The sequence below is a fragment of the Pseudarthrobacter sp. NPDC092439 genome, from assembly GCF_044754945.1.
In the GTDB taxonomy this organism is placed as follows: domain Bacteria; phylum Actinomycetota; class Actinomycetes; order Actinomycetales; family Micrococcaceae; genus Arthrobacter.
In genome coordinates, this window is the sequence record NZ_JBIVQB010000001.1 from 519,084 (window position 1) to 542,215 (window position 23,132).

Here is a 23,132-nt window from a genome sequence, read left to right on the forward strand (position 1 = left end):
ACAGTAACCGGTGGTTACTTGATGCCGGTGATCTTGACCTTGGTCAGTTCCTGGCGGTGACCCTGGCGCTTCTTGTAACCGGTCTTGTTCTTGAACTTCTGGATGACAATCTTAGGACCACGGAGGTCCTGGAGGATCTCAGCCGTAACAGTCACCTTGGCCAGGTCAGCAGCGGCGGAGGTGACCTTGTCACCGTCTACCAGGAGCAGTGCGGGCAGCTCAATGGTGCTGCCGGCTCCACCGGCGACGCGGTTCAGGGTAACGAAGTCTCCAACGGAAACCTTCTCTTGGCGGCCGCCTGCGCGGACAATCGCGTACACCACTTGGGAACTCACTTCTCTCGACGTTTATTACTAAATTTGCGTGCGGCACCCGGCGCTGAATGGCTGGGTTTCCGCTGTGCCTCAACGCCGTGGATTTCCCGGGGGAACCCGTGAGCTATCCCGGAAGATTCCGCTGCATGTCCTGGACACGCGGCGGCCCCCCAGGGTCATAACCCAAGTGTTGGCGTAAGCACCGAAGATCTAGAATACGCTAGTTTTGGCTTCGGCCGCAAATGAGGCTGGTTCCGGCGGGTCGTCTGTGATAGTGGCCACAGGTTGCTCCGGCGCCGGGACCGTGCGTCACTATATTAGCCGCGGCGGGGCCCCGCCGGGGTCAGCAATGAAGGCGCGGCGCGTCGAAAAAATCCACTTCCAGGCGGCAGGACTGCCGGAACGCCGTCGCCATGGCAGCCCTGTCGGTCTCAGACGCGTTCCGGCCGGCATCATCCACAATCCCCACCGCCCGGCGCGTTGCCGCCGCGAAGGCCTCGTCCGCGTAGGTGCGCAGCCATTCGGCGTACGGATGGCCTGCTGGCTCACCCGCTGCCACGAAAGCTGCGTGCAGAGTCCGCCCCACCTCCGCATACAGCCAGAAACAGGGCAGGACCGCAGCGGCCAGTACCGCATAACTGCCCGACGCCGACGCCGCAGTCAGGTGGTCCACGTACGCCTTGGTCACGGGGCCAAGTCCGCCCTGGGCAGGCCTCGTGTTCAGCCAGGACCGGTGCAGCCCGGATTCAACTTCAAGGCACTGCTGCGCGGACCTGGCCCAGAAGAGCTGTTCCGCCTCCGTGGGGGCCAGCGCACTGGCCCTCGCCAGCACGCGGGAGTACCCGGCCAGGTAGATGGCATCCTGGGCGAGGTAATACGCGAATTCGCTTTCGGGCAGGGTGCCGGCGGCCAGCGACCGAATGAACGGCAGGGCGTGGATTTGCCCGAGGTGATCCTCGGCGTCAGCCCAAAGCTGTTGGGCGAAGGAGCCCTCCGCCCGGAAAACCGGCTGGTGGTGGAAATGGTGCACGGGCCCGTTGCCGGTTCCCACGGAGAGCCGATCCGAAGCGGCGAGGGCGCCCGCGAGCCACGGCTTGACCTCCCGCAGCGACGCTTCCCAGTCACCCAGCCGGGCCTGCATCGTGGCCATGGCCGACGACAGCGAGCAGCCCGTACCGTGGCTGTTCCGCGTAGCGATCCGCTCCCCCGGCAGTTCCACCACCTCCGCCGACAGTCGGCCGGACGTATCCACCAGGGCATCCGGGCAGTCCCGGCCGGCGAGGTGGCCGCCCTTAACCAGGATGGTGGCTCCCGTGGTCCGGGCAAGGCAGCGGCCCTGGTCCAGCGCGCCGACCCAGGTCGACTGCAGCCCGCCGCCTGCCAGGAGGGCAAGTTCGGCCAGGTTGGGGGTGATGAGGTCGGCCAGCGGCAACAGGTCCCCCAGCGCGGCCTCGGCGGACTCCTGAAGGAGCCGGTCACCGCTGGTGGCAACCATCACCGGATCGAGGACGACGACGGCCGGGCGCGCCTTTTCGAGCCAGGTCCGGACCACCTCAATCACCGCGGCCTCCCCCAGCATGCCGATCTTGACCGCGTCCACGGTGATGTCTTCGCTGATGGCGTCCAGCTGCTGTGCAAGGAAGGCTGCGGGCGGAACATGCACCGCACGCACGCCACGGGTGTTTTGCGCAGTGAGCGCGGTGATGGCAGCCATTCCGTAGCCACCGAGGGCGGCGATGCTCTTCAGGTCCGCCTGGATGCCCGCGCCGCCGGAGGGATCGGAACCCGCAATGGACAGGACCCGCGGAACGCTGCGCACTGTGGCAGTGGTTTCCGGCGGTTGCAGCTGGACAGTGGTCGACGACAAGAGACATCCCTTCGCCGGTGCTAACCGGACAGGTTCAACGGGTCTGGATCTCAGCCGGCCCTCTGCGCGGCACCCCGTGTCGGTTTCCCAGCCTAGTCCTCTTGCCGTCCCGGACGCAGAAATCCCCGCCTTATGAACAACTCCCCCTGTAGTTCAAGGGGCAGCGTCCATGAGACGGGGACTTCCGGAGGGCGTTTGCGCGGAACTACAGCTCCGACGCCGGCACACCGACACCCAGGATGATGGGCTCCTCGGCCCGCTTCCCGGCGGGCCGGGCGGTTCCCGGCGCGGCGGCCGGTGCAGGCTCCGGAGCCTTGGCCGCGTGGGAGTGCCCGGCAGCCGGGGCGGGCACGTTTTCGTGCTGCTCCACCGTGGTTGCGTTGGCTGCGCCCTGGGCACGGCTGGCGCTGCGGTTGCGCCGCGGCCTGCGCTGGCGGGACTGCTCAAGCGTGTGGTCGGAGTAGTCCTTTTCGGCGGCCGCAACTGCCGGAGCCGCAGCAGCTGGAGCAGCCGAAGGGGCCGGCGCGGCGGAGTCAGCGTCCGCAACGGCGGGCACGGCGTCAGGCTGCCGGGCAGGCTCACCCAGGTGGGCGAACGCCTCGGCCAGCCGGTCCAGGGACAGTGAGGGCTGGGGCTGTTGCTCTTCCGTGTGCTCCACGAACGGCAGCGCGACCTTCTCGCCGCCAAAGGTGAGGACGGCTGCGGGCCGGGCGGAAGCACCGGCGTCGCTCTTTTCCGCCTCTTCGCCGCGTCCAGCGGGAACGGGCCCGGCAGCGGGAGCCGACGCTGCCTGCTTGCCTGCGGCCACCTCGTCATCGTGCAGGTGCGCTGCGTGGGCGGCTGCGGCAATGTTGGCCAGGGCCAGGCGGGTAGCTTCTGCCTTGGCGTGGCGTTCGGCATCCGAAGGGTCCGGGTGGACCGTGTGGACCTGGACCGCGGGTGCCGGTGTTGCCTCAACCTGCTGGCCGCCCCGTCCGCGCCGGCGCTTGCGCTCCGGGCGACCGCCCGGCTGGTTGGCGTCGCCGCGCTGGTTCTCGTTGCGGGACCCCTCCCCCCTGGCCTCGCCGCGGTTGTCGGCGCGGTGAACGTGGTGTTCGGCGGCCACAGTGTTGGCGCGGCGGTGCTCCACGGGATCGTCGTGGGTGATCATGCCGCGGCCTGCGCAGGCCTCGCACTGCTCACCGAAGACTTCCAGGAGTCCGGTGCCCATGCGCTTGCGGGTCATCTGGACCAGGCCGAGCGAGGTGACCTCGGCAACCTGGTGCTTGGTGCGGTCACGGCCCAGGCACTCCACCAGGCGGCGCAGGACCAGGTCGCGGTTGGACTCGAGCACCATGTCGATGAAGTCGATGACGATGATGCCGCCGATGTCCCGGAGGCGCAGCTGGCGCACCACTTCCTCGGCTGCCTCAAGGTTGTTCTTGGTGACGGTCTCTTCCAGGTTTCCGCCGCTGCCCGTGAACTTGCCGGTGTTGACGTCCACCACGGTCATGGCTTCGGTCCGGTCGATCACCAGAGAGCCGCCCGAGGGCAGGAAGACCTTGCGTTCCAGGGCCTTGTGGATCTGCTCGTCGATGCGCCAGGCGGAGAAGATGTCCTGGTCCTGGGTCCATTTTTCCAGCCGGCCCACCAGGTCCGGGGCCACATAGGTCACGTAGGCCTCGATGGTGTCCCAGGCTTCCTCGCCGGAAACGATGAGCTTGGAGAAGTCCTCGTTGAAGACGTCACGGACCACTTTGATGGTCAGGTCAGGTTCGCCGTAGAGCAGTTCCGGGGCAAGAATCTTGGTGGACCTGGACTGGCTCTCGATGCCCTCCCACTGCGCGCGGAGGCGGTTGATGTCGTGCGTCAGCTCTTCCTCGGAGGCGCCTTCGGCGGCCGTACGCACGATGACCCCGGCGTGCTCCGGGAGGCGGTCCTTGAGGATGCGCTTGAGGCGGTTGCGTTCCACGTCCGGCAGCTTCCGGGAGATGCCGGTCATGGAGCCGCCCGGAACGTACACCAGGTAGCGCCCCGGCAGCGAAATCTGGCTGGTGAGGCGCGCGCCCTTGTGGCCCACCGGGTCCTTGGTGACCTGGACCAGCACGGTATCCCCGGACTTCAGCGCGTTTTCGATGCGGCGCTGCTTGCCCTCGAGGTTCACGGCGTCCCAGTTGACTTCGCCGGCGTAAAGGACGGCGTTTCGGCCGCGTCCGATGTCCACGAACGCAGCTTCCATGGAGGGCAGCACGTTCTGGACCTTGCCCAGGTAAACGTTGCCGATCAGCGAGTCCTGCTGGGTTTTGGAGACAAAGTGCTCTGCCAGCACGCCGTCTTCCAGGACGCCGATCTGGATTCTGTCATCGCGCTGGCGGACGATCATCTGGCGGTCCACGGATTCCCGGCGAGCCAGGAACTCGGCCTCAGTGATGACGGTGCGGCGGCGGCCGGTGTCCCGCGATTCGCGGCGGCGCTGCTTCTTGGCCTCCAGTCGGGTGGAACCCTTGACGCTGGTGACGCGGTTGCTGGCCGGAACGTCGCTTACGGAGCGGGGGGCGCGGACGCGGGTCACCGTGTTGGGCGGGTCATCGTCCTCGCCGCCGGTGAGTTCAAGGTCCTGGTCGCCACGACGGCGGCGGCGCCGGCGGCGGGACGTCACCACGCCATCCTCGGCCGGCCCGGTGGAGTCCTCGTCGGCGCCGTCCGTGGTGTCTGAGCCTTCCTGGCCGTCCACGGTTTCGACGTCGCGGTCAGAGCGGCTGCGGCCCCGACGGCCCCGGCTGCGGCGGCGGCGCCGGTTGCCGGATTCCTCGGAGTCGTCCTCGTCCTCGTCTTCCTGGTCCGCTTCCACGGCGGCTGCCGCCGGACGGGCAACAGTGCTCAGGTCCGGGGCCTGGAACAGGACCGAGGTAGCCGAACCGGGTTCCATGAACAGCGAGCCAAACGCTGTGGCGGGGGCTGTTTCTTCGACCGGTTCTTCGCTGGCGGGTTCCGCGGTGGCGGCTTGCGCGGCGACAGGTTCCTCTGTCCCGGGCGCGGCGACAGGTTCTTCGGCGGACGGTGCGGTGGCAGGCGCTTCCACCGCGGTGGCTGCAGCTGCTGCTCCCACCACTGCTGGTTCAAGGCCGGCTTCCGCCGTTTCCGCGCCAGTGGCGGCCTGCACCTTGCGCGTTGACGTACGACGGCGGCGCACCGGCTTCGCGTCCGGCCCGTCTGGGGTGTCCTGGCTGGATTCTGCCGGCGCGCCAGGTTCGTGGGCAGTTGCCTCGGCCGGGGGAACTTCCGCACCTGTTTGAGCCGTTTCAGCAGCGGGCTCTGCTGCGTCCGGCTTCTTGCGGGACCGCGTGCGCCGGGCCGGGGCAGCTTTGGCCGGGACCGGAGTTTCCTCTGCAGAACCTGCTCCAGCGGCAGCCTCGGCCGGCGCAGAAGTGGTCGGTGCAGACGTGGTCGGTGCAGACGTGGTCGGTGCAGACCCAGCCGGAGCAGTCCCGGCCGCAGTCGGACCATCCGTTGCCGTTACTTCTGCGGCGTCCTTCCCGGGCGCAGCCTTGCGCCGGGTCCTGGCGGCCTTCTTGGGGGCAACTGCGGCCCCCGCCGCACCAGCATCTTCGTTAACGGCCAAACCTTGTTCATTTTCCATATGTGGCAACACTCCTGCCCCTGACGTACCGCCACATCCGGCACCCATTGGGGCAAATATTGTCAAAACCCGCAGGCGTTGACAGAAGTCAAGTGGATACTCCCAGGTTCGCACCGGCGTTGGGGTGCGGCAGCCCTTGGGAGCCGGCAGGATGTTCTGAAACCCGTTGTTCTACGTGCCACAACCAGGTGCCGCCCAATGGAGTCGCGGGAGTCTGATCCGAATAAAACCGAAGCCTGCCCTGCTCATCATTGGCGGTCTTGCAAACAAGCCACCGGACCGGAGTCCGAATGTGGATCGGCTTCCAGCCACGCTTATTGTCTCACACCCCGGCAATCACAGGGCGGAAGCGCGGCCCGGACCCGCCCGGCTGGACGGCCCTCCCAGCACGCGGCGTTACAATCGGGGCAGGAGCACCCTGACGAAAAGGACGCTATGCCAATGCCCAGCATCTCCCCCGCCAACGGCACGCCTGCACTGGACGGTTCAGCACTGGACGGTTCAGCAGCGGACGGTTCAGCAGCGGACAGGACTGCCATGGACCGGGCCGCACTGGACCGGACAGGCGGCCCGGCCGCCGGGAGCGCCGCGTCCGTCCCCGCGATGACCCTCACCCGGCCGTTCGGCTGGCTCCTGGTGATTACCGGCGTCGTTGGCTGGTTTGCCTCCGGCGTGCTGGTGCTGGAGAAGCTCGAAGTCCTCAAGGACCCCGGCCACACTACGGTGTGCGACGTAAACCCGTGGATCTCCTGCGGACAGGTCATGCAGACATGGCAAAGTTCGGTGTTCGGCTTCCCAAACATGTTCATCGGAATTGTGGCGTTCGCGGTGGTGATCACCATCGGCATGGCCTTGTTGGCGGGCGCAACATTCGCGCGGTGGTACTGGATTGGCCTGCAGGTCGGCGTGACGCTGGGATTCGCCTTCGTGGTGTGGCTCTGGTCCCAGGCTCTCTATGTCATTAATATCCTCTGCCCGTTCTGCATGGTGGTGTGGGCCGCCATGATTCCCCTGTTCGTCTGGGTGACCATCCGCAACATCACTGCCGGGGTTATCCCCGTTCCGGCCAGGGCGGCCCGCGTCCTGGGCGATTCGGGCTGGGTGGTCACTGCCTTGCTGTATGTTGCGGTGATTGCCACGATCTTCTTCGCGTTCATCCAGGTATTCGCCGGAACCTCCGGATACTAGGTCTGCGGCTACGGATCCGCTGCTGCGAAACATGAGTACCTGCTACTCGTGCCAAGGCAGCATGTCGGCGTTCTGATGGAACTTCCCAACAGCGGGAAACCGTTCGGAGCGGACGGTAATTCCTTCAGACGAGAGGATCCATTGCAATGCGCAAAAACCTTTTCAGGGCAGCAATACCGATGGCGCTGGGTCTGTGCCTGGCCGGCGGCGCAGGCGTGCCGGCCATGGCTGCAACTCCGCCGGCCGCCGAGCAATCACCTTTGGGCGGAGAACACGCCCACCAGCACGTCGTCATGACTCCCAGTGGCTGCGTGGATATCGACCAGGTTCTGTTTGAGCCTGACGTCAGGGGCCTGCACCGTGCCGCTAATGAATCGGGACCGGCCAAGGGCCCCTGGCACATCTTCCCCGGGCTTGGCTGCGACGATCTTTAACGTCAAACAGCCTGGCACCCGCAGCTGGAGCTGCGGGTGCCGGGCTGGAGTCCTGTGGGACGGACAGGCGGCTCCGGCTGCCCGGATCACCTGTCCGTCCATCCCCGGCGTGGCTGCCGGGGCACGGAGCATCAGTCCTGGAACCAGATCTTGATCTCGCGTTCGGCTGACTCGGTGGAGTCGGAGCCGTGCACCAGGTTCTGCTGGACCTTCAGGCCCCAGTCGCGGCCGAAGTCGCCGCGGATGGTGCCGGGGGCCGCCGTCGTCGGGTCCGTGGTGCCGGCCAGGGAACGGAAGCCTTCGATGACCCGGTGCCCCTCGAAGATCGCAGCCACCACCGGGCCGCTGAGCATGAACTCCACGAGGGGCTCGTAGAACGGCTTGCCTACGTGCTCTTCGTAGTGCTGCTCGAGCAGTTCGCGGGTGGCGTCCACCTTCTTGAGTTCTGCCAGGGTGTAGCCCTTGGCTTCGATCCGGCCGAGGATGGCGCCGGTCAGGTTACGGGCGACGCCGTCTGGCTTAATCAGGACGAGGGTGCGCTCAGTGGTCACAACTGCTCCAATGCGTTTTTGGGGGGATTTCGGAAATTAGTCTACGGGGCCTGGTCCGGATGCGCCTGGCCATGGCCTGCCTGGTCAGGATGTGCCGCTTCCCACTCGGCCTGTTCCCGTTCGCGCTGGGCTCCTTCACGGTCCAGCCTGATTCCGGTCCGGATGCCGTACCACCAGGCGAGCGCAAACATGGCGCCCACCAGGAACATGGCCGGTTCAATGAAGCCGGTGAGGATCAGCACCGCCTGCAGCGCCCAGCCCAGGCCGATGCCCCACGGCCGGCTGAGGAAAGCGCACGCTGCCACCATCACCAGGCTGAGGCAAATGCCCACGGACAGGATGAGGACAGGGGAAATCTCGCCGCGCCGCAGGCCGAAGACCGCCAGTGTGGCAAAGAACATCACGAACGCTTCGAGCAGGAGCACGGAGGACGCGAACATGACCTTGGTGGAGCGCCGTTTCTTCGGCATGCCCGGCCGCCATTCGCGCTGGGCCTTGGTGAGCCTGGCCATCGCTATGCCTCCGTCTTCCCGAGCAGGATGCGGGCTTCGGCCACCAGGGTGATGGAGCCGGTGACCAGCACGCCGCCGGACAGGTCGTCGTTCGCCTCGGCCCGTTCGACGGCCCACTCGATGGCGTCGTCGAGCTTCTCAGCGATGTGCACGTTGTCCTCGCCGAAGCCCAGGTCCACTGCGAGTTCGGCCAGCTCCGCGGCAGGCACTGCGCGCGGCGAATTGGACTGCGTGAAGCAGTATTCTTCCGCAACCTCCCCCAGGGACTCCTTCAGCTGGCGCAGGATCTCTTCGGCGTCTTTTTCCTTCAGCACCCCGACCACCGGCACCAGCCGGGTGAAGGTGAAGGCTTCCTGCAGGGCGGCGGCCGAGGCCTTGATGCCGTCCGGGTTGTGCGCGGCGTCCACGATGATAGTGGGTGCGGTCCGCACTACCTCCAGCCGGCCCGGTGAGGTCACCTCAGCGAAGCCTTCCTGCAGCACTGCGAAGTCCAGCTCCTTCCCGCCGCCGAAGAACGCCTCCAGCGCCGCGATGGCCACGGCGGCATTCTGGGCCTGGTGGGCACCGTGGAGGGGCACCAACAGGTCGGGGTAGCGGCCGGCGATGCCCTGGACGGTCACCATCTGGCCGCCGACGGCAACCGTCCGGGATTCGACGCCGAACTCCACGCCTTCAAAGCGGAACGGCACCCCTACGTCCTTGGCTTTCTCGAGCAGCACCTGGGCGGCGTCCAGTGGCTGGGCGGCACTGATGAGGTAGCCGCCGGGCTTGATGATCCCGGCCTTTTCGTGCGCGATGTCCTCCGTGGTGTCGCCCAGCAGGTCCGTATGGTCCAGGGAGATCGGCGTGACCACCGAAACCTGGCCGTCGCCAACGTTGGTGGCATCGGTGATGCCGCCAAGGCCAACCTCGATGACGGCCACGTTCACCGGCTGGTCCGCGAACACGGCGAATGCCAGGATGGTAAGGCACTCGAAGTAGGTCAGGCGCGGCTGGCCTTCGGCCTCCAGCTCCGCGTCCACGATCTGCAGGTACGGGCGGATTTCGTCCCAGATCCGGACGAATGTCTCATCCGGGACCGGGTGCCCGTCAATGCTGATGCGTTCGGTCACCTTGGACAGGTGCGGGCTGGTGTAGCGTCCGGTGCTCAGGCCGTGGGCGCGCAGCACCGATTCGATCATGCGGGAGGTGGACGTCTTGCCGTTGGTTCCGGTGATGTGGATGATCGGGAACGCCTTGTTGGGCTCGCCCAGCACGTCCATGGCGCGGAAGAGCGGTGCGAGCCGGGGCTCCATTTTGTTCTCCGGCGCGCGTCCCAGCAGTTCGGCGTAGACGCTTTCGACCGAAAATTCGTCGGGCGTGTGTTCGGACATGTGGTCAGGCCTCCACTTTCGACACCATGACGGCAGGCTCGTCAAGGTCCGCCGGTTCGGCGGTGAGGTCCACGCTCAGCGTTTCCCCCTTGACCAGCTCTGCATTGGCCAGCAGTGCGTCCACCACGTTCTGACGGGCGGACACAGAGGTCCGGATCCGGTCGCTGACGTTCAGTCCGGCATCCTTGCGGGCCTGCTGGATGGCGCGGACCATGTCGCGGGCCAGGCCCTCGGCTTCCAGCTCCGGGGTGACCTCGGTGTTGAGGACCACGAAGCCGCCGCCGGGCAGCACCGCCACCGACGCGGAGACGCCCCCGGACTCAGCCACCACGGTCTCCAGGGCGTACTCCTGCGGTTCCAGCTCCAGGCCCCCGGCGGTCACAACGCCGGAATCCGAGACTGACCAGTCGCCGGACTTGGAGCCCTTGATAGCCGTCTGGACGTTCTTGCCCAGTCGCGGGCCGGCCGCGCGGGCGTTGACCACCAGCTTCTGCTGGATGCCGAATTCCTCCGGAGCGGCCGTGGCCGCGTCCAGCAGGCGGACCGAGCGCAGGTTCAGTTCATCGGCGACGACGGCGGCGAACCCGTCCAGCGCATCCGCGCCGGGTGCCACCACAGTCAGTTCCTGCAGCGGCAGGCGGACGCGCAGGTTCGCGGCCTTGCGCAGCGACGAGCCCGTGGAGCAGATCTGCTGGACCCGCTCCATGGCTTCGACCAGCTCCGGGTTGGCCGGGAACAGGCTGGCATCCGGCCAGTCTGCCAGGTGCACCGAACGGCCGCCTGTCAGTCCGCGCCAGATCTCCTCCGAAACCAGGGGCAGCAAGGATGCTGCCGTCCGGGTAACGGTTTCCAGGGCTGTGAAGAGCGCGTCGAAGGCATCGTGGTCCTCGTCGAAGAACCGCTGGCGGCTGCGCCGGACGTACCAGTTGGTCAGCATGTCCAGGTAGCCGCGCAGCGCGTCGCAGGCACCGGAAATGTCGTACTCGTCCAGCTTGGCGGTCATGGTCCGTACCAGCTCGCCGGTGTGTGCCAGCAGGTATTGGTCCAGGGTGTCGGCGTAGCCGCCATAGCGCAGCTTCGCGTCGTAGCCTCCACCGCCGTTCGCCGCGTTGGTGTAGAGCGTGAAGAAGCTGTACACGTTCCACAGCGGCAGGATGACCTGGCGGACGCCGTCGCGGATGCCCTGTTCGGTGACGATCAGGTTGCCGCCGCGGAGGATCGGGCTGGACATCAGGAACCAGCGCATGGCGTCGGACCCGTCGCGGTCCAGGACCTCGGACACGTCCGGGTAGTTGCGCAGGCTCTTGGACATCTTCTGCCCGTCGGAGCCAAGCACGATGCCGTGGCTGATGACGTTGCGGAACGCCGGCCGGTCGAACAGGGCCGTCGAGAGGATGTGCAGCATGTAGAACCAGCCACGGGTCTGCCCGATGTACTCGACGATGAAGTCGGCGGGGTTGTGGGTGTCGAACCAGGCTTCGTTCTGGAACGGGTAGTGCACCTGGCCATACGGCATGGAGCCTGAATCGAACCAGACGTCCAGCACATCCTCAACACGGCGCATGACGGACTGGCCCTCTTCGGGCGTGCGGGGATCGTCCGGGTTGGGCCGGGTCAGTTCGTCGATGAACGGCCGGTGCAGGTCCACCTGGCCATCCTTGTTCAGCGGCAGCCGTCCGAAGTCCGCCTCGATTTCGGCCAGTGAGCCGTAGACGTCGGTGCGCGGGTATTCGGGGTCGCTGGACTGCCACACCGGAATGGGGCTGCCCCAGTAGCGGTTGCGGCTGATGGACCAGTCGCGTGCGTTTTCCAGCCATTTGCCGAACTGGCCGTCCTTGACGTTGCCGGGGATCCAGTTGATCTCCTGGTTCAGTTCGGACATCCGGTCCTTGAACTTGGTGACCTCCACGTACCAGGAGGAGACGGCGCGGTAGATCAGCGGATTGCGGCACCGCCAGCAGTGCGGGTAGCTGTGCTCGTAGCTGGCCTGCTTGACCAGCCGGCCCTGGGCGCGGAGTACCTGGGTGATGGGCTTGTTCGCTTCGAAGACCTGCAGTCCCGCGATGTCGTGCAGGTCGCCGTGCTTGAAGAGCGGCAGGAACTTGGCGCCCTCATCGACAGAGAGGATCACCGGAATGCCGGCCTCTTCGCAGATTTTCTGGTCGTCTTCACCGTACGCCGGCGCCTGGTGGACGATGCCCGTACCGTCGGTGGTGGTGACGTAGTCCGCGGCGAGGATCCGCCAGGCGTTGTCCATGCCGTATTTTTCGTTGTCGCTGAAGTCCAGCCACAGCGGCCGGTAGGCCAGGCCGGCCAGTTCGGAGCCGGTGTGCGTCGAGCTGATCGCAGCGGCTGCTGCGGCGGCGTCCTCGTAGCCCAGGTCCTTGGCATATGCCGGCAGCAGGTCAACGGCCAGCAGGAAACTTCCCGTAACGGGCGCATCGGCAGCGGCAGCCTTGATCCCGGTGGGCCCGGCGGGCAGCACTGCGTACGTGATGGAAGGGCCGACGGCGAGCGCGGCGTTGGTGGGCAGCGTCCAGGGCGTGGTGGTCCAGGCGAGCGCCTGTACGCCGGCGAGCTGCTGCGAAAGCTCCGACTCCCCCGCCAGGATGGGGAACGTGACGGTGACGGTCTGGTCCTGGCGGTTCTTGTAGACATCGTCGTCCATGCGCAGTTCGTGGTTGGACAGCGGCGTCTCGTCCTTCCAGCAGTACGGCAGGACGCGGTAGCCGTTGTACGTCAGGCCCTTGTCGTGCAACTGCTTGAACGCCCAGAGGACGGACTCCATGTACTCGACATTGAGCGTCTTGTAGTCGTTGTCGAAGTCCACCCAGCGGGCCTGCCTGGTCACATAGTCACGCCACTCGTCGGCGTACTTCATGACAGAGGCGCGGCAGGCGTCGTTGAACTTGTCGATGCCCATGGTTTCGATCTGGGTCTTGTCCGTCATCCCCAGCTGCTTCATGGCTTCAAGTTCGGCGGGCAGGCCGTGGGTGTCCCATCCGAACCGGCGCTCGACGCGCTTGCCGCGCTGGGTCTGGTAGCGTCCCACCAGGTCCTTGGCGTAACCGGTGAGCAGGTGCCCGTAGTGCGGCAGCCCGTTGGCGAAGGGAGGGCCGTCGTAGAAAACGAATTCGTTGCTGCCGGGGGCTCCGCCGGGGGCGTCCGCGCTGCGCTGGTCGATGCTGGCCTGGAACGTTCCGTCCTCGGCCCAGTACTTCAGGATGCGTTCTTCGATCTCCGGAAACTTCACGGAGGCGGAAACGCCGGCGCCACTGGGGGAAGTACTGCTGGAGGCTGAGGCCTTGGGGTAATACGTCATTCTCGACATCCTGGGTTGGGCTGGGCGAACCTCCGGCAGCCGCCGGGGATTCCGTTCAGGATGCGAGGACGGCTGCCGTGCTGCCTTTCCGGACTGCACGTGAACCGCGGTACCACCTCACTTACCGGCGCCGCCTGCTCCCGGAGGAACGGGCCGGCCGGCCGCTCATTACTGCTGTAACGGGCTTACCCGTCCGGTTCTACTGGCGACGGGCCACCAAGTGGTGGCCGGCGTGTTCTTCCGGAAGCTCGCCGGTGATAGCCGGGTCGACGCTGCTCGTTCCAGTTTAGGGTGCCCGGACGGCGGATGTCGAAAACATCAGCCGCCGGCGGACCCGGCGGGCCGCCCATCCTGAAGTCTGGACGCCGCGCCTGCCAGGGGAAATACTGCAGGTATCAGGGTCCAAAGGGGAGGATGCCATGCCATACGAAGAAGAAGCAGCTGCATACCCCGGTCCGGAGGAGGTAATTGTCTCCATTCAGGACACGCGCAGTGAGGACGCTGTCGCCGGGCATCTTGCCTGGGGCGAGCTCCTGTCACCGCAGCTGGTGGCTGTCCGCGGCAGTACCGGCTGGACCACGGATGGCCTGGCCCGCTTCGAAGTCCTGCTGGCTGCACCCGAACACATACCGCTGGACGCTGCTGCCATTGAGCGGATCAAGCCCAGGAGGATCGAAGTGATCCCGCCGGCGGCGGACGGCACCGAACGCGGCGCCCTGGTCTGGCTTGCCCAGCTGTCCGGGCTGCCGGCGCCCTACCCGGAAACGCTCGGTCCCGCTGATGCGCCGGGCGGGACGGCTGAAGGTCTCGAAGTCCAGGGCCCCCCGGAGTGGGACCCCGGCGCGGTCCTGGGTCCGGTGGCGGCCCGTGAAGAAGCTCTGCGCCAGGGCCTGGTCCGTCCGTCCGCCGGGTCAGGGGATGAGGAATTCCGGATGTGGTGGTGCTTCATTTTCGGCGGCTGCTGATGCACCGCGGCGGGGGAAACCGGCGCCGCTGGCGGCAATTGGGTGATGCCGCCGCCGTCGTCCTGTGCTATTTGCTGGAGCTGCTGCTGTCCTGGGACAAGGTGTCTGCACCCCATCCCGGCGGTGCCGCGCTTGTTCCCTGGCTGGTGGCGCTCCTGTACGTTCCCCTGCTGTTCCGCCGCAGCCGTCCGGCGGGTGTTTTCGCAGCCGTTGCAGCCGGAAGCGCCGCCATGAGTGTGCTGGTACCGGGCTTTGTTCCGCTGTTCAGTGTCTGGCTGGCCTTGTACGCGGCCGCCCTCCTATGCAGGCGCAGCACTGCCATTGCCGCAGCCGCGGCGGCCTGCGCCCTCATTGCACTCAACACCGCTGTGGAAGTGGGCAGGGGCGGCTTCGGGCAGGACCTTGAGGCGGCCACCGTCGGCGCGCTGGGCGGTGTGGTTATCACCCTTGCCGTCTTCGGACTGGGCAGGTGGGTCGCCTGGAGCGTTGAGCAGCGCCGGCTGGCGGCCAGGCACGCCGCAGAACGTGCCATCCGGGAGGAACGCTCCCGGATAGCCCGCGAACTGCACGATGTGGTGGCCCATGCCGTCAGCCTCATGGTGCTGCAGTCCGCCGGTGCCGCCCGCGTCATGCAGGCAAACCCTGAACAGGCTGCCGCGGCCCTGGAGAATGTCGCCCTGCTGGGGAACGAGGCCGTCGTCGAACTGCGAAGGATGCTGGGACTCCTGCATGAGGGCCCGGCGGCAGCTTCGGCGGCCCGCGGAGACACCCCGCCCCAGCACCTGCCCGGTCTTTCCCGGCTTGGTCCTCTGCTCAGGGACGCGGAGCAGGCCGGGATCCGCGTGCACCTTAGGGTCACCGGGGACCCCGTCCCACTGGAACCGGGGGTGGATGTCTCCGCCTACAGGGTGGTGCAGGAAGCCCTTACCAACGCGTCCAGGTATGCGGCCCCGGGCCACACTGTCAGCGTGTTCCTGCACTGGCAGGCCTCAGGGGTGCGGTTGGAGGTCCGTAACCGCTGCGCCCCGGAACGCCGGGATCACCCGCTGTCCACCGGCCACGGGTTGATCGGGATGGCGGAACGCGTGAAGGCAGCTGACGGCCGGCTCGACGCTTGCCGCCGCGGCGACGAATTCGTTGTGGAGGCCGCATTCCCAGGTTCCAACCGCCCGGCGGGTCCTGAGCCGGCAGCCGGCCGTGGGCGGTGACCCTGTGCCGCCGGTCCGCGTCCTGCTGGTCGATGACGAACCCCTGGTGCGCGCCGGCCTGGCCATGCTCCTGGGGGCGGAGCCGGGCATCACGGTTGCCGGGCAGGCCGGAAACGGCCGCGAAGGCGTGGACGCCGCCCGGCGCGGCATTGCCGACGTCGTAGTGATGGACCTGCGCATGCCCGTACTCGATGGGGTGTCGGCAACGAGGGAGCTGACCTCGGACGCGTTCCTGGCGGACGCGCGGCCACTGCCGGTCCTGGTGCTGACCACCTTTGACGGCGACGAACAGCTCTATGCCGCGCTGCGGGCCGGCGCTTCCGGCTTCCTCCTCAAAAGCGCGGCTCCGGAAAGCCTGGCGGAGGCGGTGCGTGCACTGGCTCGGGGTGAGGGCTGGCTGGACCCCGCGGTTACCCGGGCGCTGATAGCCCAGTTCGCGGACCGCGCCCCCGACGTCCTGCCTCCGCCTGCGGAGCTTGCCCGGCTTACCCGGCGCGAGCAGGAAATCCTTGCCGCCATGGCCACCGGGCTCAGTAACGCGGACATCGCGGGCAGACTGTTCCTCAGCGAAGCCACCGTCAAGACCCATGTGGGCCGGATCTTTGCCAAGCTGGGACTGCGCGACCGCGCCCAGGCCGTGGCGTTCGCCTACGAAAGCGGCCTCGCCCGCCCGGGCGCCCCCTGGCAGGGAGCTTAGCCCGGGCCCGCCCCTACGCCTGCGGACGTATGGCGCAAATACGCCTGGAGCCTGACGATCCTGACTGCCCGGAAGCGCACAGTTGAGGCATCGCGGGGCCTCAACCGGAAGCCCCCGGGACCTGCAAAGGACAAGCAATGACCATTCCAGCAGCCCCCAGCGTGAACATCCCTCCGACCGCGCGGGCCCCTAAGGGGCGCCGCGGATTCAGGAGGGCCGTGGCGGGTGTCGCCCTCGCCGCAGCCCTGGCGGGCGCCGGCGCCGGCGCCGCGCAGGCTGACGGCCTCGTCGCTCCGGGCTCGTCCACCTACGTCAGCACCAACGTCTGGGGTTCCTCCCGGATCTGCGTGACCAACTATGGAGCCAGCTGGGGCAGCTTTACGCTGTACGCCAGCTTCGCCAGCCCCGAACAGAACTGGGTGCCTGCCTACAGCACCCGCTGCCGCGAGGCCTGGTGGTTCGGGCAGAACGTCCGGGTCCAGAACACCGGCTACACCATGCTGTACGCGTACCGGGCCTTCTGAGCCGGCCTCAGCCCTGCTTCCGGATCAGCTTGTAGTTGGCCGCCTGCGCCACCGGCCTGATGACGATCTGGTCCAGGTTGATGTGGTGCGGCACGCTCACGGCGTACCGCACCACATCCGCCACGTCTTCGGCGGTGAGCGGCTTTTCCACGCCCTGGTAGACCTTCGCCGCCGCCTGGCGGTCGCCCAGCCGGTTGAGGGCGAACTCCTCGGTCTGCACTAATCCGGGGGCAACCTCGACCACCCGGATATTGTTTTCGGCTTCTTCCAGACGGAGCGCGCCCGTCATGGCGTGCTGGGCGAACTTTGCGGCGTTGTATCCGCCGCCGCCCTCGTATGCGGCCAGCCCGGCCGTGGACGTCAGGTTGAGCACGGTACCTTCCCCGTGGGCGCGCAGCATCGGCAGGAACGCACGGGTGAGCTTCATGGTGCCCAGGACATTGACCCGGTACATCCATTCCCAGTCTTCGGTGTCCGCGGAACCCACCGTGTCGGCGCCGCGGGCGCCTCCCGCAATGTTTACCAGTGTGCTGATGCCCCCGGTTTCGGTGACCTGCGCGAGGAGGCGTGCGACGTCGTCGTCCTCTGCAATGTCCGCAGGAAGCGCGACGGCGCCGGTTTCAGCCGCCAGCGCCGCAAGCCTTTCCGCCCGCCGCGCCACGGCGTAAACGGTCCATCCATCGGCCCGCAGTGCCCGGACGGTTGCTTCGCCGATTCCGCTGCTGGCGCCGGTCACCAAAGCTGTCTTGTTCTGCAATTCGTCAGTCATGGCACCACCCTAGCGGGACCGGGCCGGCCCCGGGTTCTGCGGGAGCAAGAGAGCATGAAAGAATTGCCCAATGGCTGAAGACACGCAGGGTACAGACACGCCCACCACCGCCCCCATCAACGTTCCGGACAAGCCGGCCCTCGAAGGCCTGGAAGCCTCGCTCACCCAGCGCTGGCTCGCCGAAGGGACCTACAAGTTCAACCCCGACACCACCCGGGAACAGGTCTACTCGATCGACACTCCCCCGCCCACGGCGTCAGGGTCCCTGCATGTGGGGCACATGTTCTCCTTCACCCAGACGGACGTCCTGGCACGCTACCAGCGCATGACCGGCAAGAACGTGTTCTACCCCATGGGCTGGGATGACAACGGCCTGCCCACCGAGCGCCGCGTGCAGAACTACTACGGCGTCCGCTGCGACCCTGCCATCCCCTACAACGCGGATTACCGCCCGCCTGCCCAGCCGGCGAAGAACCAGCGCGATTTCGACGTCGTGTCCCGCCGGAACTTCATCGAGCTGTGTGAAGAACTGGCTGTGGAGGATGAGAAGGTCTTCGAAAGCCTGTTCCAGCAGCTTGGCCTCTCCGTGGACTGGCAGTTGACGTACCGGACCATCGACGACGTTTCCCGCGAGGTGTCCCAGCGGGCGTTCCTGGCCAACCTGGCCGCCGGAGATGCCTACATGGCCGAGGCCCCTACGCTGTGGGACGTCACCTTCCGCACGGCCGTGGCGCAGGCAGAGCTTGAGGACCGCGAGGTGGCCGGTGCCTACTACCGCTACCCGTTCTTCACCGAAGACGGGGAAAAGGTCTACATCGAAACCACCCGTCCCGAGCTCCTCGCGGCCTGCGCGGCACTCGTGGCAAATCCCGATGACGAACGGTACCAGCCGCTGTTCGGCAAGACTGTCACGTCCCCGGTCTTCGGCGTCCAGGTTGAGGTCAAGGCCCACCCGCTGGCCAAGGCGGACAAGGGTTCCGGCATCGCCATGGTGTGCACCTTCGGCGACCTGACCGACGTGACCTGGTGGCGGGAACTCCAGCTGCCTACCCGCGCCATCGTGGGCCGCGACGGCCGCATCATCGGCGAGACGCCTGACTGGATCACCACTGAGGCCGGCCGTGCCGCGTTCGCGTCGATCGCCGGAAAGACCGTGTTCAGCGCCAAGGAAGGCGTGGTGGAGCTCCTGGCCGCCGAGGGCCTCCTGGACGGCGAACCGAAGAAAATCATGCACCCGGTGAACTTCTTCGAAAAGGGCGACAAGCCCCTGGAAGTTGTCACCTCGCGCCAGTGGTACATCCGCAACGGCGGCCGGGACGAGGACCGGCGCGAACGGCTGATCGGCCGCGGCCGCGAGATTGAATTCCACCCCGCGTTCATGCGGTCCCGCTTTGAAAACTGGATTTCGGGGCTCAACGGCGACTGGCTGGTGTCCCGCCAGCGCTTCTTCGGCGTGCCGATCCCCGTCTGGTACCCGCTGGACGCCGATGGCAACCCGGACTACGACGCGCCCATCCTGCCCTCCGATGAACAACTGCCGGTTGACCCCGCAGCCGACGCAGCCCCCGGCTACCAGGAAACGCAGCGCGATGTCCCCGGCGGTTTCACCGGCGACGCCGACGTCCTGGACACTTGGGCAACCTCTGCGCTGACCCCGCAGATCGTGGGCGGCTGGACCCGCGACGAGGAACTGTTCGCCAAGGTCTACCCGTTCGACCTGCGCCCCCAGGGGCACGACATCATCCGCACCTGGCTGTTCTCTTCCGTGGTCCGCGCGGACGCCCTGCAGAAGAGCGCTCCGTGGAAGCACGCCGCGATCTCCGGCTGGATCCTGGACCCGGACCGGAAGAAGATGTCCAAATCCAAGGGCAACGTGGTGGTACCTACGGACGTCCTGAACGAGTATGGCTCCGACGCGGTCCGTTACTGGGCCACCTCCGCGAAGCTCGGGGCGGACACAGCCTACGAAATCGCACAGATGAAGATCGGCCGCCGCCTGGCCATCAAGCTGCTGAATGCCTCCAAGTTCGTGCTGAACCTGGGTGCCACCGAGGACTCTGTGGTTGGCACGGACCTGTCCGTGCTGTCCAACGCGCTTGACCGCGCGCTGCTGGCCCAGCTCTCCGACGTAACGGCGCAGGCCACCAAGGCGTTCGAGAACTACGATTATGCCCGGGCGCTGCAGATCACGGAGTCGTTCTTCTGGCAGTTCACCGACGACTACGTGGAACTGATCAAGGACCGCGCATACGGTGCCGCCGGTGAGGCGGAGCAGGCTTCCGTCCTGGCGGCCCTGGCCACTACCCTGGACACGCTGCTGCGCCTGTTCGCCCCGTTCCTGCCCTTCGCCACCGAAGAGGTGTGGAGCTGGTGGCGCCGCGGTTCGGTGCACCGGGCAGCCTGGCCGGCGCCCGTCGCGGTGGACGGCGACACCACCATGCTGGCTACGGTGGGCACTGCCCTGAGCGGCGTCCGGAAGGCAAAGTCCGAGGCCAAGGTCAAGCAGCGCACCGAGGTGCTCTCTGCCACCATCACCGCTTCCGAGTCCCTGACCGCGCAGCTCAAAGCCGGCCTGAACGACCTGAAGGCGGCGTCCAACGCCCGTGAGCTGACCCTGGTGGCCGGCGACGGCGAACTGTCCGTCAGCGACGTGGTCCTGGCCGCTCCCGAGGAAGCAGCCGGCGCCTAGCCACGTTCGAACTGGCCTGTTTTCGGGCAAAGGGGAAGCCCCATCAGCGTTTTGCCGTTGGTGGGGCTTCGACTTTTTCGGCCATCCGGTGACGACTCTGATGGTCTGGCAGGATCCGCCGAACTCCAGGTCTTCCTACCACGTCACTGGTAGCTTGTATCCGGCTTTGCCGATGGCTGCGCCGGAAATACATATCACTGAATCTTTGGTTCCTGCGTCCCGCTTCTTTCGAAGTGGGTAAGAACCATTGTGGTCCTGGCGCTGCGCGTGCGCAAGGGCCCTGGAGTAACTACATGGCAGTAGTTTCCTGGTCGAACCGGGGGCTCTCGGTGCGGCTGCGCTTGAGCTCGAAGAAGGACGGGTAACCGGCCAGGATGGTGGCGGCGTCCCACAGTCTTCCGGCTTCTTCACCGCGGGGAATCCGGGTCAGGACCGGCCCGAAAAAGGCGGTTCCGTTGAAGGCCACGATGGGTGTGCCCACGTCCTGGCCCACCAGGGAGATACCTTCTTCATGGCTGGTCCGGAGCGGGCCGTCGTAGGCATCCGTGGTGGCCGCCTCTGCCAGGGACGCCGGGAGTCCGCATTCAGCCAGTGCTTTGCTGATGACTACCGAACGGTCTTTTTCGCCCGCCTCGTGGATCATGGTGCCCATGGCGTCGTAGAGCGGCTTGACGGTTTCGGGGCCGTGCTCCTGCTGGGCAGCGATGATCACCCGGACGGGACCCCAGGCGTTGTCCATGGCTTCGCGGTAACCGGGTTCCAGGTCCCGGCCTTCGTTCAGTACGGACAGGCTCATGACGTGCCACACGGTCTCGATGTCGCGGACGGACTCCACCTCACCGATCCAGCGGGAGGTAACCCAGGCGAAGGGGCAGGCCGGGTCAAACCAGAAATCGGCGCGGTTCTTGACAGGTTCAGGCATGGGAAACTCCTTGGTAGGCAGTGGGCGGCCGGGAGTTCAGGCGGACTTCCGTCTCTTGGCCGCGTGCGGAACGATGGTGGGTTCGGCGCCGTTGAGGACTGCGTCACGGGTGATGACCACACTGGCCACATCCTCGCGGCTGGGCAGGTCGAACATGACCGGGAGCAGGACTTCTTCCATGATGGCGCGGAGGCCGCGTGCCCCGGTGCCGCGTTCGAGGGCCTGCTCCGCGATGGCTTCCAGGGCGGTGTCGTCGAACACCAGCTCCACGCCGTCAATCTGGAACATCTTCTGGTACTGCTTGACCAGCGCATTCTTGGGCGTGGAAAGGATCTGGATCAGGGCATCCCGGTCCAGGTTGGAGACAGTGGTGATGACCGGGAGCCTGCCAATGAATTCAGGGATGAGGCCGAACTTCAGGAGGTCCTCCGGCATGACTTCACCATAGGAGTCCACCTTCTTGCTGGCCTCATTCAGCGGGGCACCGAAGCCGATGCCCTTCCGGCCCGAGCGGGAGCCGATGATTTCCTCAAGACCTGCGAAAGCCCCCGCCACGATGAACAGCACGTTGGTGGTGTCGATCTGGATGAATTCCTGGTGGGGGTGCTTCCTGCCGCCCTGCGGGGGCACGGATGCCACGGTCCCCTCAAGGATCTTCAGCAGCGCCTGCTGGACGCCCTCGCCGGAGACATCCCGGGTGATGGACGGGTTTTCGCTCTTGCGCGAGATCTTGTCGATCTCGTCGATGTAGATGATGCCTTGTTCGGCCTTCTTGACGTCGTAGTCGGCTGCCTGGATGAGCTTGAGGAGGATGTTCTCAACGTCCTCGCCCACGTAGCCGGCTTCGGTCAGGGCGGTGGCGTCGGCGACGGCGAACGGAACGTTCAGGCGCCGGGCAAGGGTCTGCGCGAGGTAGGTCTTGCCGCAGCCGGTGGGGCCGATCAGGAGGATGTTCGACTTGGCGATTTCGACGTCGTCGTGATGGCCGCCGTCAGCCAGCGTCCCGGCCTTGGGCGCGTGGCCGGCCTGGATGCGCTTGTAGTGGTTGTACACGGCGACGGCCAGGGAGCGCTTGGCAGGTTCCTGGCCAATGACGTATTCCTGCAGGAAGTCGAAGATTTCCCGGGGCTTGGGAAGTTCAAAACTGCCGAGGTCCGCAACCTCGGCCAGTTCCTCCTCGATGATTTCGTTGCAAAGCTCAATGCACTCATCGCAGATGTAGACACCGGGCCCGGCAATGAGCTTGCGCACCTGCTTCTGGCTCTTTCCGCAGAAAGAGCACTTCAGCAGATCCGTGCTCTCGCCAATCCGAGCCATATGTGAACCCCTTAGTATCGTGCTGCCAGGCAGCCTTGCCCCGTTGCTGGAAACTTCACCGGCCTGCATGGACCGGTTTGTGACGATATCCACTCTAGGTCACATCGGTGCCCAAGGGTGGAAGGAAAAGGCCGGTGCGGCCAAAAGAACTGGCCGCACCGGCGCGTGTTTGCTGCTAGCGGGTGATTGCCTGGGGCTTGATCTTGCGGGAATCCAGCACCTGGTCGATCAGGCCGTATGCGTGGGCCTCTTCCGCGGTAAGGATCTTGTCGCGCTCGATGTCGTTGTTGACCTGCTCGGACGTGCGTCCGGAGTGGTGCGCCAGCGTGTCCTCGAGCCAGGAACGCATCCGCATGACCTCGGCGGCCTGGATTTCGAGGTCCGACGCCTGGCCGCCCTGCCCGCCGGAGAGGGCCGGCTGGTGGATGAGCACACGGGCGTTCGGCAGGGCCAGGCGCTTACCGGGGGTGCCGGCTGCGAGCAGGACAGCAGCCGCGCTGGCGGCCTGGCCGAGGCAGACAGTCTGGATCTCGGGGCGGATGTACTGCATAGTGTCATAGATCGCCGTCATCGCGGTGAACGAACCGCCCGGCGAGTTAATGTACAGGGTGATGTCGCGGTCCGGGTCCGTGGACTCCAGGACCAGCAACTGGGCCATGATGTCGTCTGCGGAGGCATCGTCCACCTGCACGCCGAGGAAGATGATGCGGTCCTCGAACAGCTTGGTGTACGGATCCTGGCGCTTGAAGCCATAAGGAGTGCGCTCCTCGAACTGGGGCAGGACGTAGCGGCTGGACGGAAGATTACCGGCGGACCACCCGAAGTTGTAGTTCATGTTCTTTGCTCCTGATCTGAGTGTTC

The 23,132-nt window shown here is 66.4% G+C and carries 18 protein-coding genes and 1 riboswitch; of the genes, 7 read left to right on the plus strand and 11 right to left on the minus strand.

Translation table 11 applies throughout. The annotated features are described in order from the left end of the window. Positions 1–14: 14 nt before the first annotated feature. From rplU to ACIQCM_RS02440, 3 genes are all read right to left on the minus strand, one after another. On the minus strand, positions 15–323 hold the full coding sequence (rplU, locus tag ACIQCM_RS02430; RefSeq protein ID WP_003803420.1) for a 50S ribosomal protein L21: 309 nt from the start codon (positions 321–323) through the stop codon (positions 15–17). A gap of 334 nt (positions 324–657) precedes the next feature. Further along, positions 658–2,181, minus strand: a complete 1,524-nt coding sequence (locus ACIQCM_RS02435) for a bifunctional hydroxymethylpyrimidine kinase/phosphomethylpyrimidine kinase (RefSeq protein ID WP_400603462.1) — start codon at positions 2,179–2,181, stop codon at positions 658–660. Continuing rightward, positions 2,171–2,268: riboswitch (TPP riboswitch) on the minus strand. Its footprint overlaps the gene before it by 11 nt. A 118-nt stretch (positions 2,269–2,386) precedes the next feature. Further along, a complete protein-coding gene (locus ACIQCM_RS02440; protein WP_400603461.1) occupies positions 2,387–5,800 on the minus strand; it encodes an Rne/Rng family ribonuclease in 3,414 nt (1,137 codons plus the stop codon). 537 nt (positions 5,801–6,337) lie between these two features. Here ACIQCM_RS02440 and ACIQCM_RS02445 point away from each other — a divergent pair. Together ACIQCM_RS02445 and ACIQCM_RS02450 are read left to right on the plus strand one after the other, a co-directional pair. Then, positions 6,338–6,988 (plus strand): vitamin K epoxide reductase family protein, encoded by a 651-nt coding sequence (locus tag ACIQCM_RS02445; protein WP_400604271.1) that lies wholly within the window; start codon positions 6,338–6,340, stop codon positions 6,986–6,988. Between the two features lie 146 nt (positions 6,989–7,134). Next, positions 7,135–7,422: a hypothetical protein gene (locus tag ACIQCM_RS02450; protein ID WP_400603460.1), complete on the plus strand. Its 288-nt coding sequence runs from the start codon at positions 7,135–7,137 to the stop codon at positions 7,420–7,422. A 131-nt stretch (positions 7,423–7,553) separates the two neighbouring features. Here ACIQCM_RS02450 and ndk read toward each other — a convergent pair whose 3' ends face one another. The 4 genes from ndk to ileS are packed head-to-tail and all read right to left on the minus strand — an operon-like array spanning position 7,554 to position 13,180. Continuing rightward, positions 7,554–7,973: a nucleoside-diphosphate kinase gene (gene ndk / locus ACIQCM_RS02455; protein WP_400603458.1), complete on the minus strand. Its 420-nt coding sequence runs from the start codon at positions 7,971–7,973 to the stop codon at positions 7,554–7,556. 41 nt (positions 7,974–8,014) lie between these two features. Then, the gene (locus tag ACIQCM_RS02460) at positions 8,015–8,485 is read right to left on the minus strand and encodes a DUF4233 domain-containing protein (protein WP_400603456.1); all 471 of its coding nucleotides are present in this window, start codon (positions 8,483–8,485) and stop codon (positions 8,015–8,017) included. Between the two features lie 2 nt (positions 8,486–8,487). Next, the gene (locus ACIQCM_RS02465; RefSeq protein WP_400603455.1) at positions 8,488–9,858 is read right to left on the minus strand and encodes a bifunctional folylpolyglutamate synthase/dihydrofolate synthase; all 1,371 of its coding nucleotides are present in this window, start codon (positions 9,856–9,858) and stop codon (positions 8,488–8,490) included. Between the two features lie 4 nt (positions 9,859–9,862). After that, positions 9,863–13,180 carry an isoleucine--tRNA ligase gene (ileS, locus tag ACIQCM_RS02470; RefSeq protein ID WP_400603454.1) on the minus strand — a complete coding sequence of 1,106 codons (3,318 nt, stop codon included), beginning with the start codon at positions 13,178–13,180 and terminating at the stop codon, positions 9,863–9,865. 419 nt (positions 13,181–13,599) lie between these two features. Here ileS and ACIQCM_RS02475 point away from each other — a divergent pair, with 419 nt between their 5' ends. From ACIQCM_RS02475 to ACIQCM_RS02490, 4 genes are all read left to right on the plus strand, one after another. Next, entirely contained in the window at positions 13,600–14,145 is a 546-nt protein-coding gene (locus ACIQCM_RS02475) for a hypothetical protein (RefSeq protein WP_400603453.1), read from the plus strand. Then, a complete protein-coding gene (locus ACIQCM_RS02480) occupies positions 14,118–15,353 on the plus strand; it encodes a sensor histidine kinase (RefSeq protein WP_400603452.1) in 1,236 nt (411 codons plus the stop codon). The genes ACIQCM_RS02475 and ACIQCM_RS02480 overlap by 28 nt, the downstream gene beginning before the upstream one ends. Beyond that, positions 15,343–16,050, plus strand: a complete 708-nt coding sequence (locus tag ACIQCM_RS02485) for a response regulator (RefSeq protein WP_400603451.1) — start codon at positions 15,343–15,345, stop codon at positions 16,048–16,050. Before ACIQCM_RS02480 ends, ACIQCM_RS02485 begins: the two co-directional genes overlap by 11 nt. A 137-nt stretch (positions 16,051–16,187) precedes the next feature. Beyond that, positions 16,188–16,574, plus strand: a complete 387-nt coding sequence (locus tag ACIQCM_RS02490) for a hypothetical protein (RefSeq protein ID WP_400603450.1) — start codon at positions 16,188–16,190, stop codon at positions 16,572–16,574. 7 nt (positions 16,575–16,581) lie between these two features. Here the strand turns inward: ACIQCM_RS02490 and ACIQCM_RS02495 are convergent, their stop codons facing one another. Continuing rightward, on the minus strand, positions 16,582–17,343 hold the full coding sequence (locus tag ACIQCM_RS02495; protein WP_400603449.1) for an SDR family oxidoreductase: 762 nt from the start codon (positions 17,341–17,343) through the stop codon (positions 16,582–16,584). Positions 17,344–17,413: 70 nt separating this feature from the next. Here ACIQCM_RS02495 and valS point away from each other — a divergent pair, with 70 nt between their 5' ends. Next, positions 17,414–20,032, plus strand: coding sequence for a valine--tRNA ligase (gene valS, locus ACIQCM_RS02500; protein ID WP_400603448.1), 2,619 nt, complete (start codon positions 17,414–17,416; stop codon positions 20,030–20,032). A gap of 289 nt (positions 20,033–20,321) precedes the next feature. On the opposite strand, the gene ACIQCM_RS02505 is transcribed toward valS, so the two are convergent. The 3 genes from ACIQCM_RS02505 to ACIQCM_RS02515 all read right to left on the minus strand — a co-directional run bounded on the left by ACIQCM_RS02505 (position 20,322) and on the right by ACIQCM_RS02515 (position 23,106). Beyond that, positions 20,322–20,954, minus strand: coding sequence for a disulfide bond formation protein DsbA (locus ACIQCM_RS02505; RefSeq protein ID WP_400603447.1), 633 nt, complete (start codon positions 20,952–20,954; stop codon positions 20,322–20,324). A gap of 36 nt (positions 20,955–20,990) precedes the next feature. Continuing rightward, the gene (gene clpX / locus ACIQCM_RS02510; RefSeq protein WP_400603446.1) at positions 20,991–22,271 is read right to left on the minus strand and encodes an ATP-dependent Clp protease ATP-binding subunit ClpX; all 1,281 of its coding nucleotides are present in this window, start codon (positions 22,269–22,271) and stop codon (positions 20,991–20,993) included. A gap of 175 nt (positions 22,272–22,446) precedes the next feature. Further along, positions 22,447–23,106: an ATP-dependent Clp protease proteolytic subunit gene (locus tag ACIQCM_RS02515; RefSeq protein ID WP_058267539.1), complete on the minus strand. Its 660-nt coding sequence runs from the start codon at positions 23,104–23,106 to the stop codon at positions 22,447–22,449. Positions 23,107–23,132 lie beyond the last annotated feature (26 nt).

Coding starts and splice junctions, on each gene's coding strand:
- ACIQCM_RS02440 (WP_400603461.1), bottom strand. CDS start 5,800: ATGGAAAATGAACAAGGTTTGGCCGTTAACGAAGATGCTGGTGCGGCG.
- clpX (WP_400603446.1), bottom strand. CDS start 22,271: ATGGCTCGGATTGGCGAGAGCACGGATCTGCTGAAGTGCTCTTTCTGC.
- ACIQCM_RS02475 (WP_400603453.1), top strand. CDS start 13,600: ATGCCATACGAAGAAGAAGCAGCTGCATACCCCGGTCCGGAGGAGGTA.
- ACIQCM_RS02450 (WP_400603460.1), top strand. CDS start 7,135: ATGCGCAAAAACCTTTTCAGGGCAGCAATACCGATGGCGCTGGGTCTG.
- ACIQCM_RS02515 (WP_058267539.1), bottom strand. CDS start 23,106: ATGAACTACAACTTCGGGTGGTCCGCCGGTAATCTTCCGTCCAGCCGC.
- ACIQCM_RS02505 (WP_400603447.1), bottom strand. CDS start 20,954: ATGCCTGAACCTGTCAAGAACCGCGCCGATTTCTGGTTTGACCCGGCC.
- valS (WP_400603448.1), top strand. CDS start 17,414: ATGGCTGAAGACACGCAGGGTACAGACACGCCCACCACCGCCCCCATC.
- ileS (WP_400603454.1), bottom strand. CDS start 13,180: ATGACGTATTACCCCAAGGCCTCAGCCTCCAGCAGTACTTCCCCCAGT.
- ACIQCM_RS02495 (WP_400603449.1), bottom strand. CDS start 17,343: ATGACTGACGAATTGCAGAACAAGACAGCTTTGGTGACCGGCGCCAGC.
- ACIQCM_RS02490 (WP_400603450.1), top strand. CDS start 16,188: ATGACCATTCCAGCAGCCCCCAGCGTGAACATCCCTCCGACCGCGCGG.
- ACIQCM_RS02460 (WP_400603456.1), bottom strand. CDS start 8,485: ATGGCCAGGCTCACCAAGGCCCAGCGCGAATGGCGGCCGGGCATGCCG.
- ACIQCM_RS02445 (WP_400604271.1), top strand. CDS start 6,338: ATGGACCGGGCCGCACTGGACCGGACAGGCGGCCCGGCCGCCGGGAGC.
- ACIQCM_RS02465 (WP_400603455.1), bottom strand. CDS start 9,858: ATGTCCGAACACACGCCCGACGAATTTTCGGTCGAAAGCGTCTACGCC.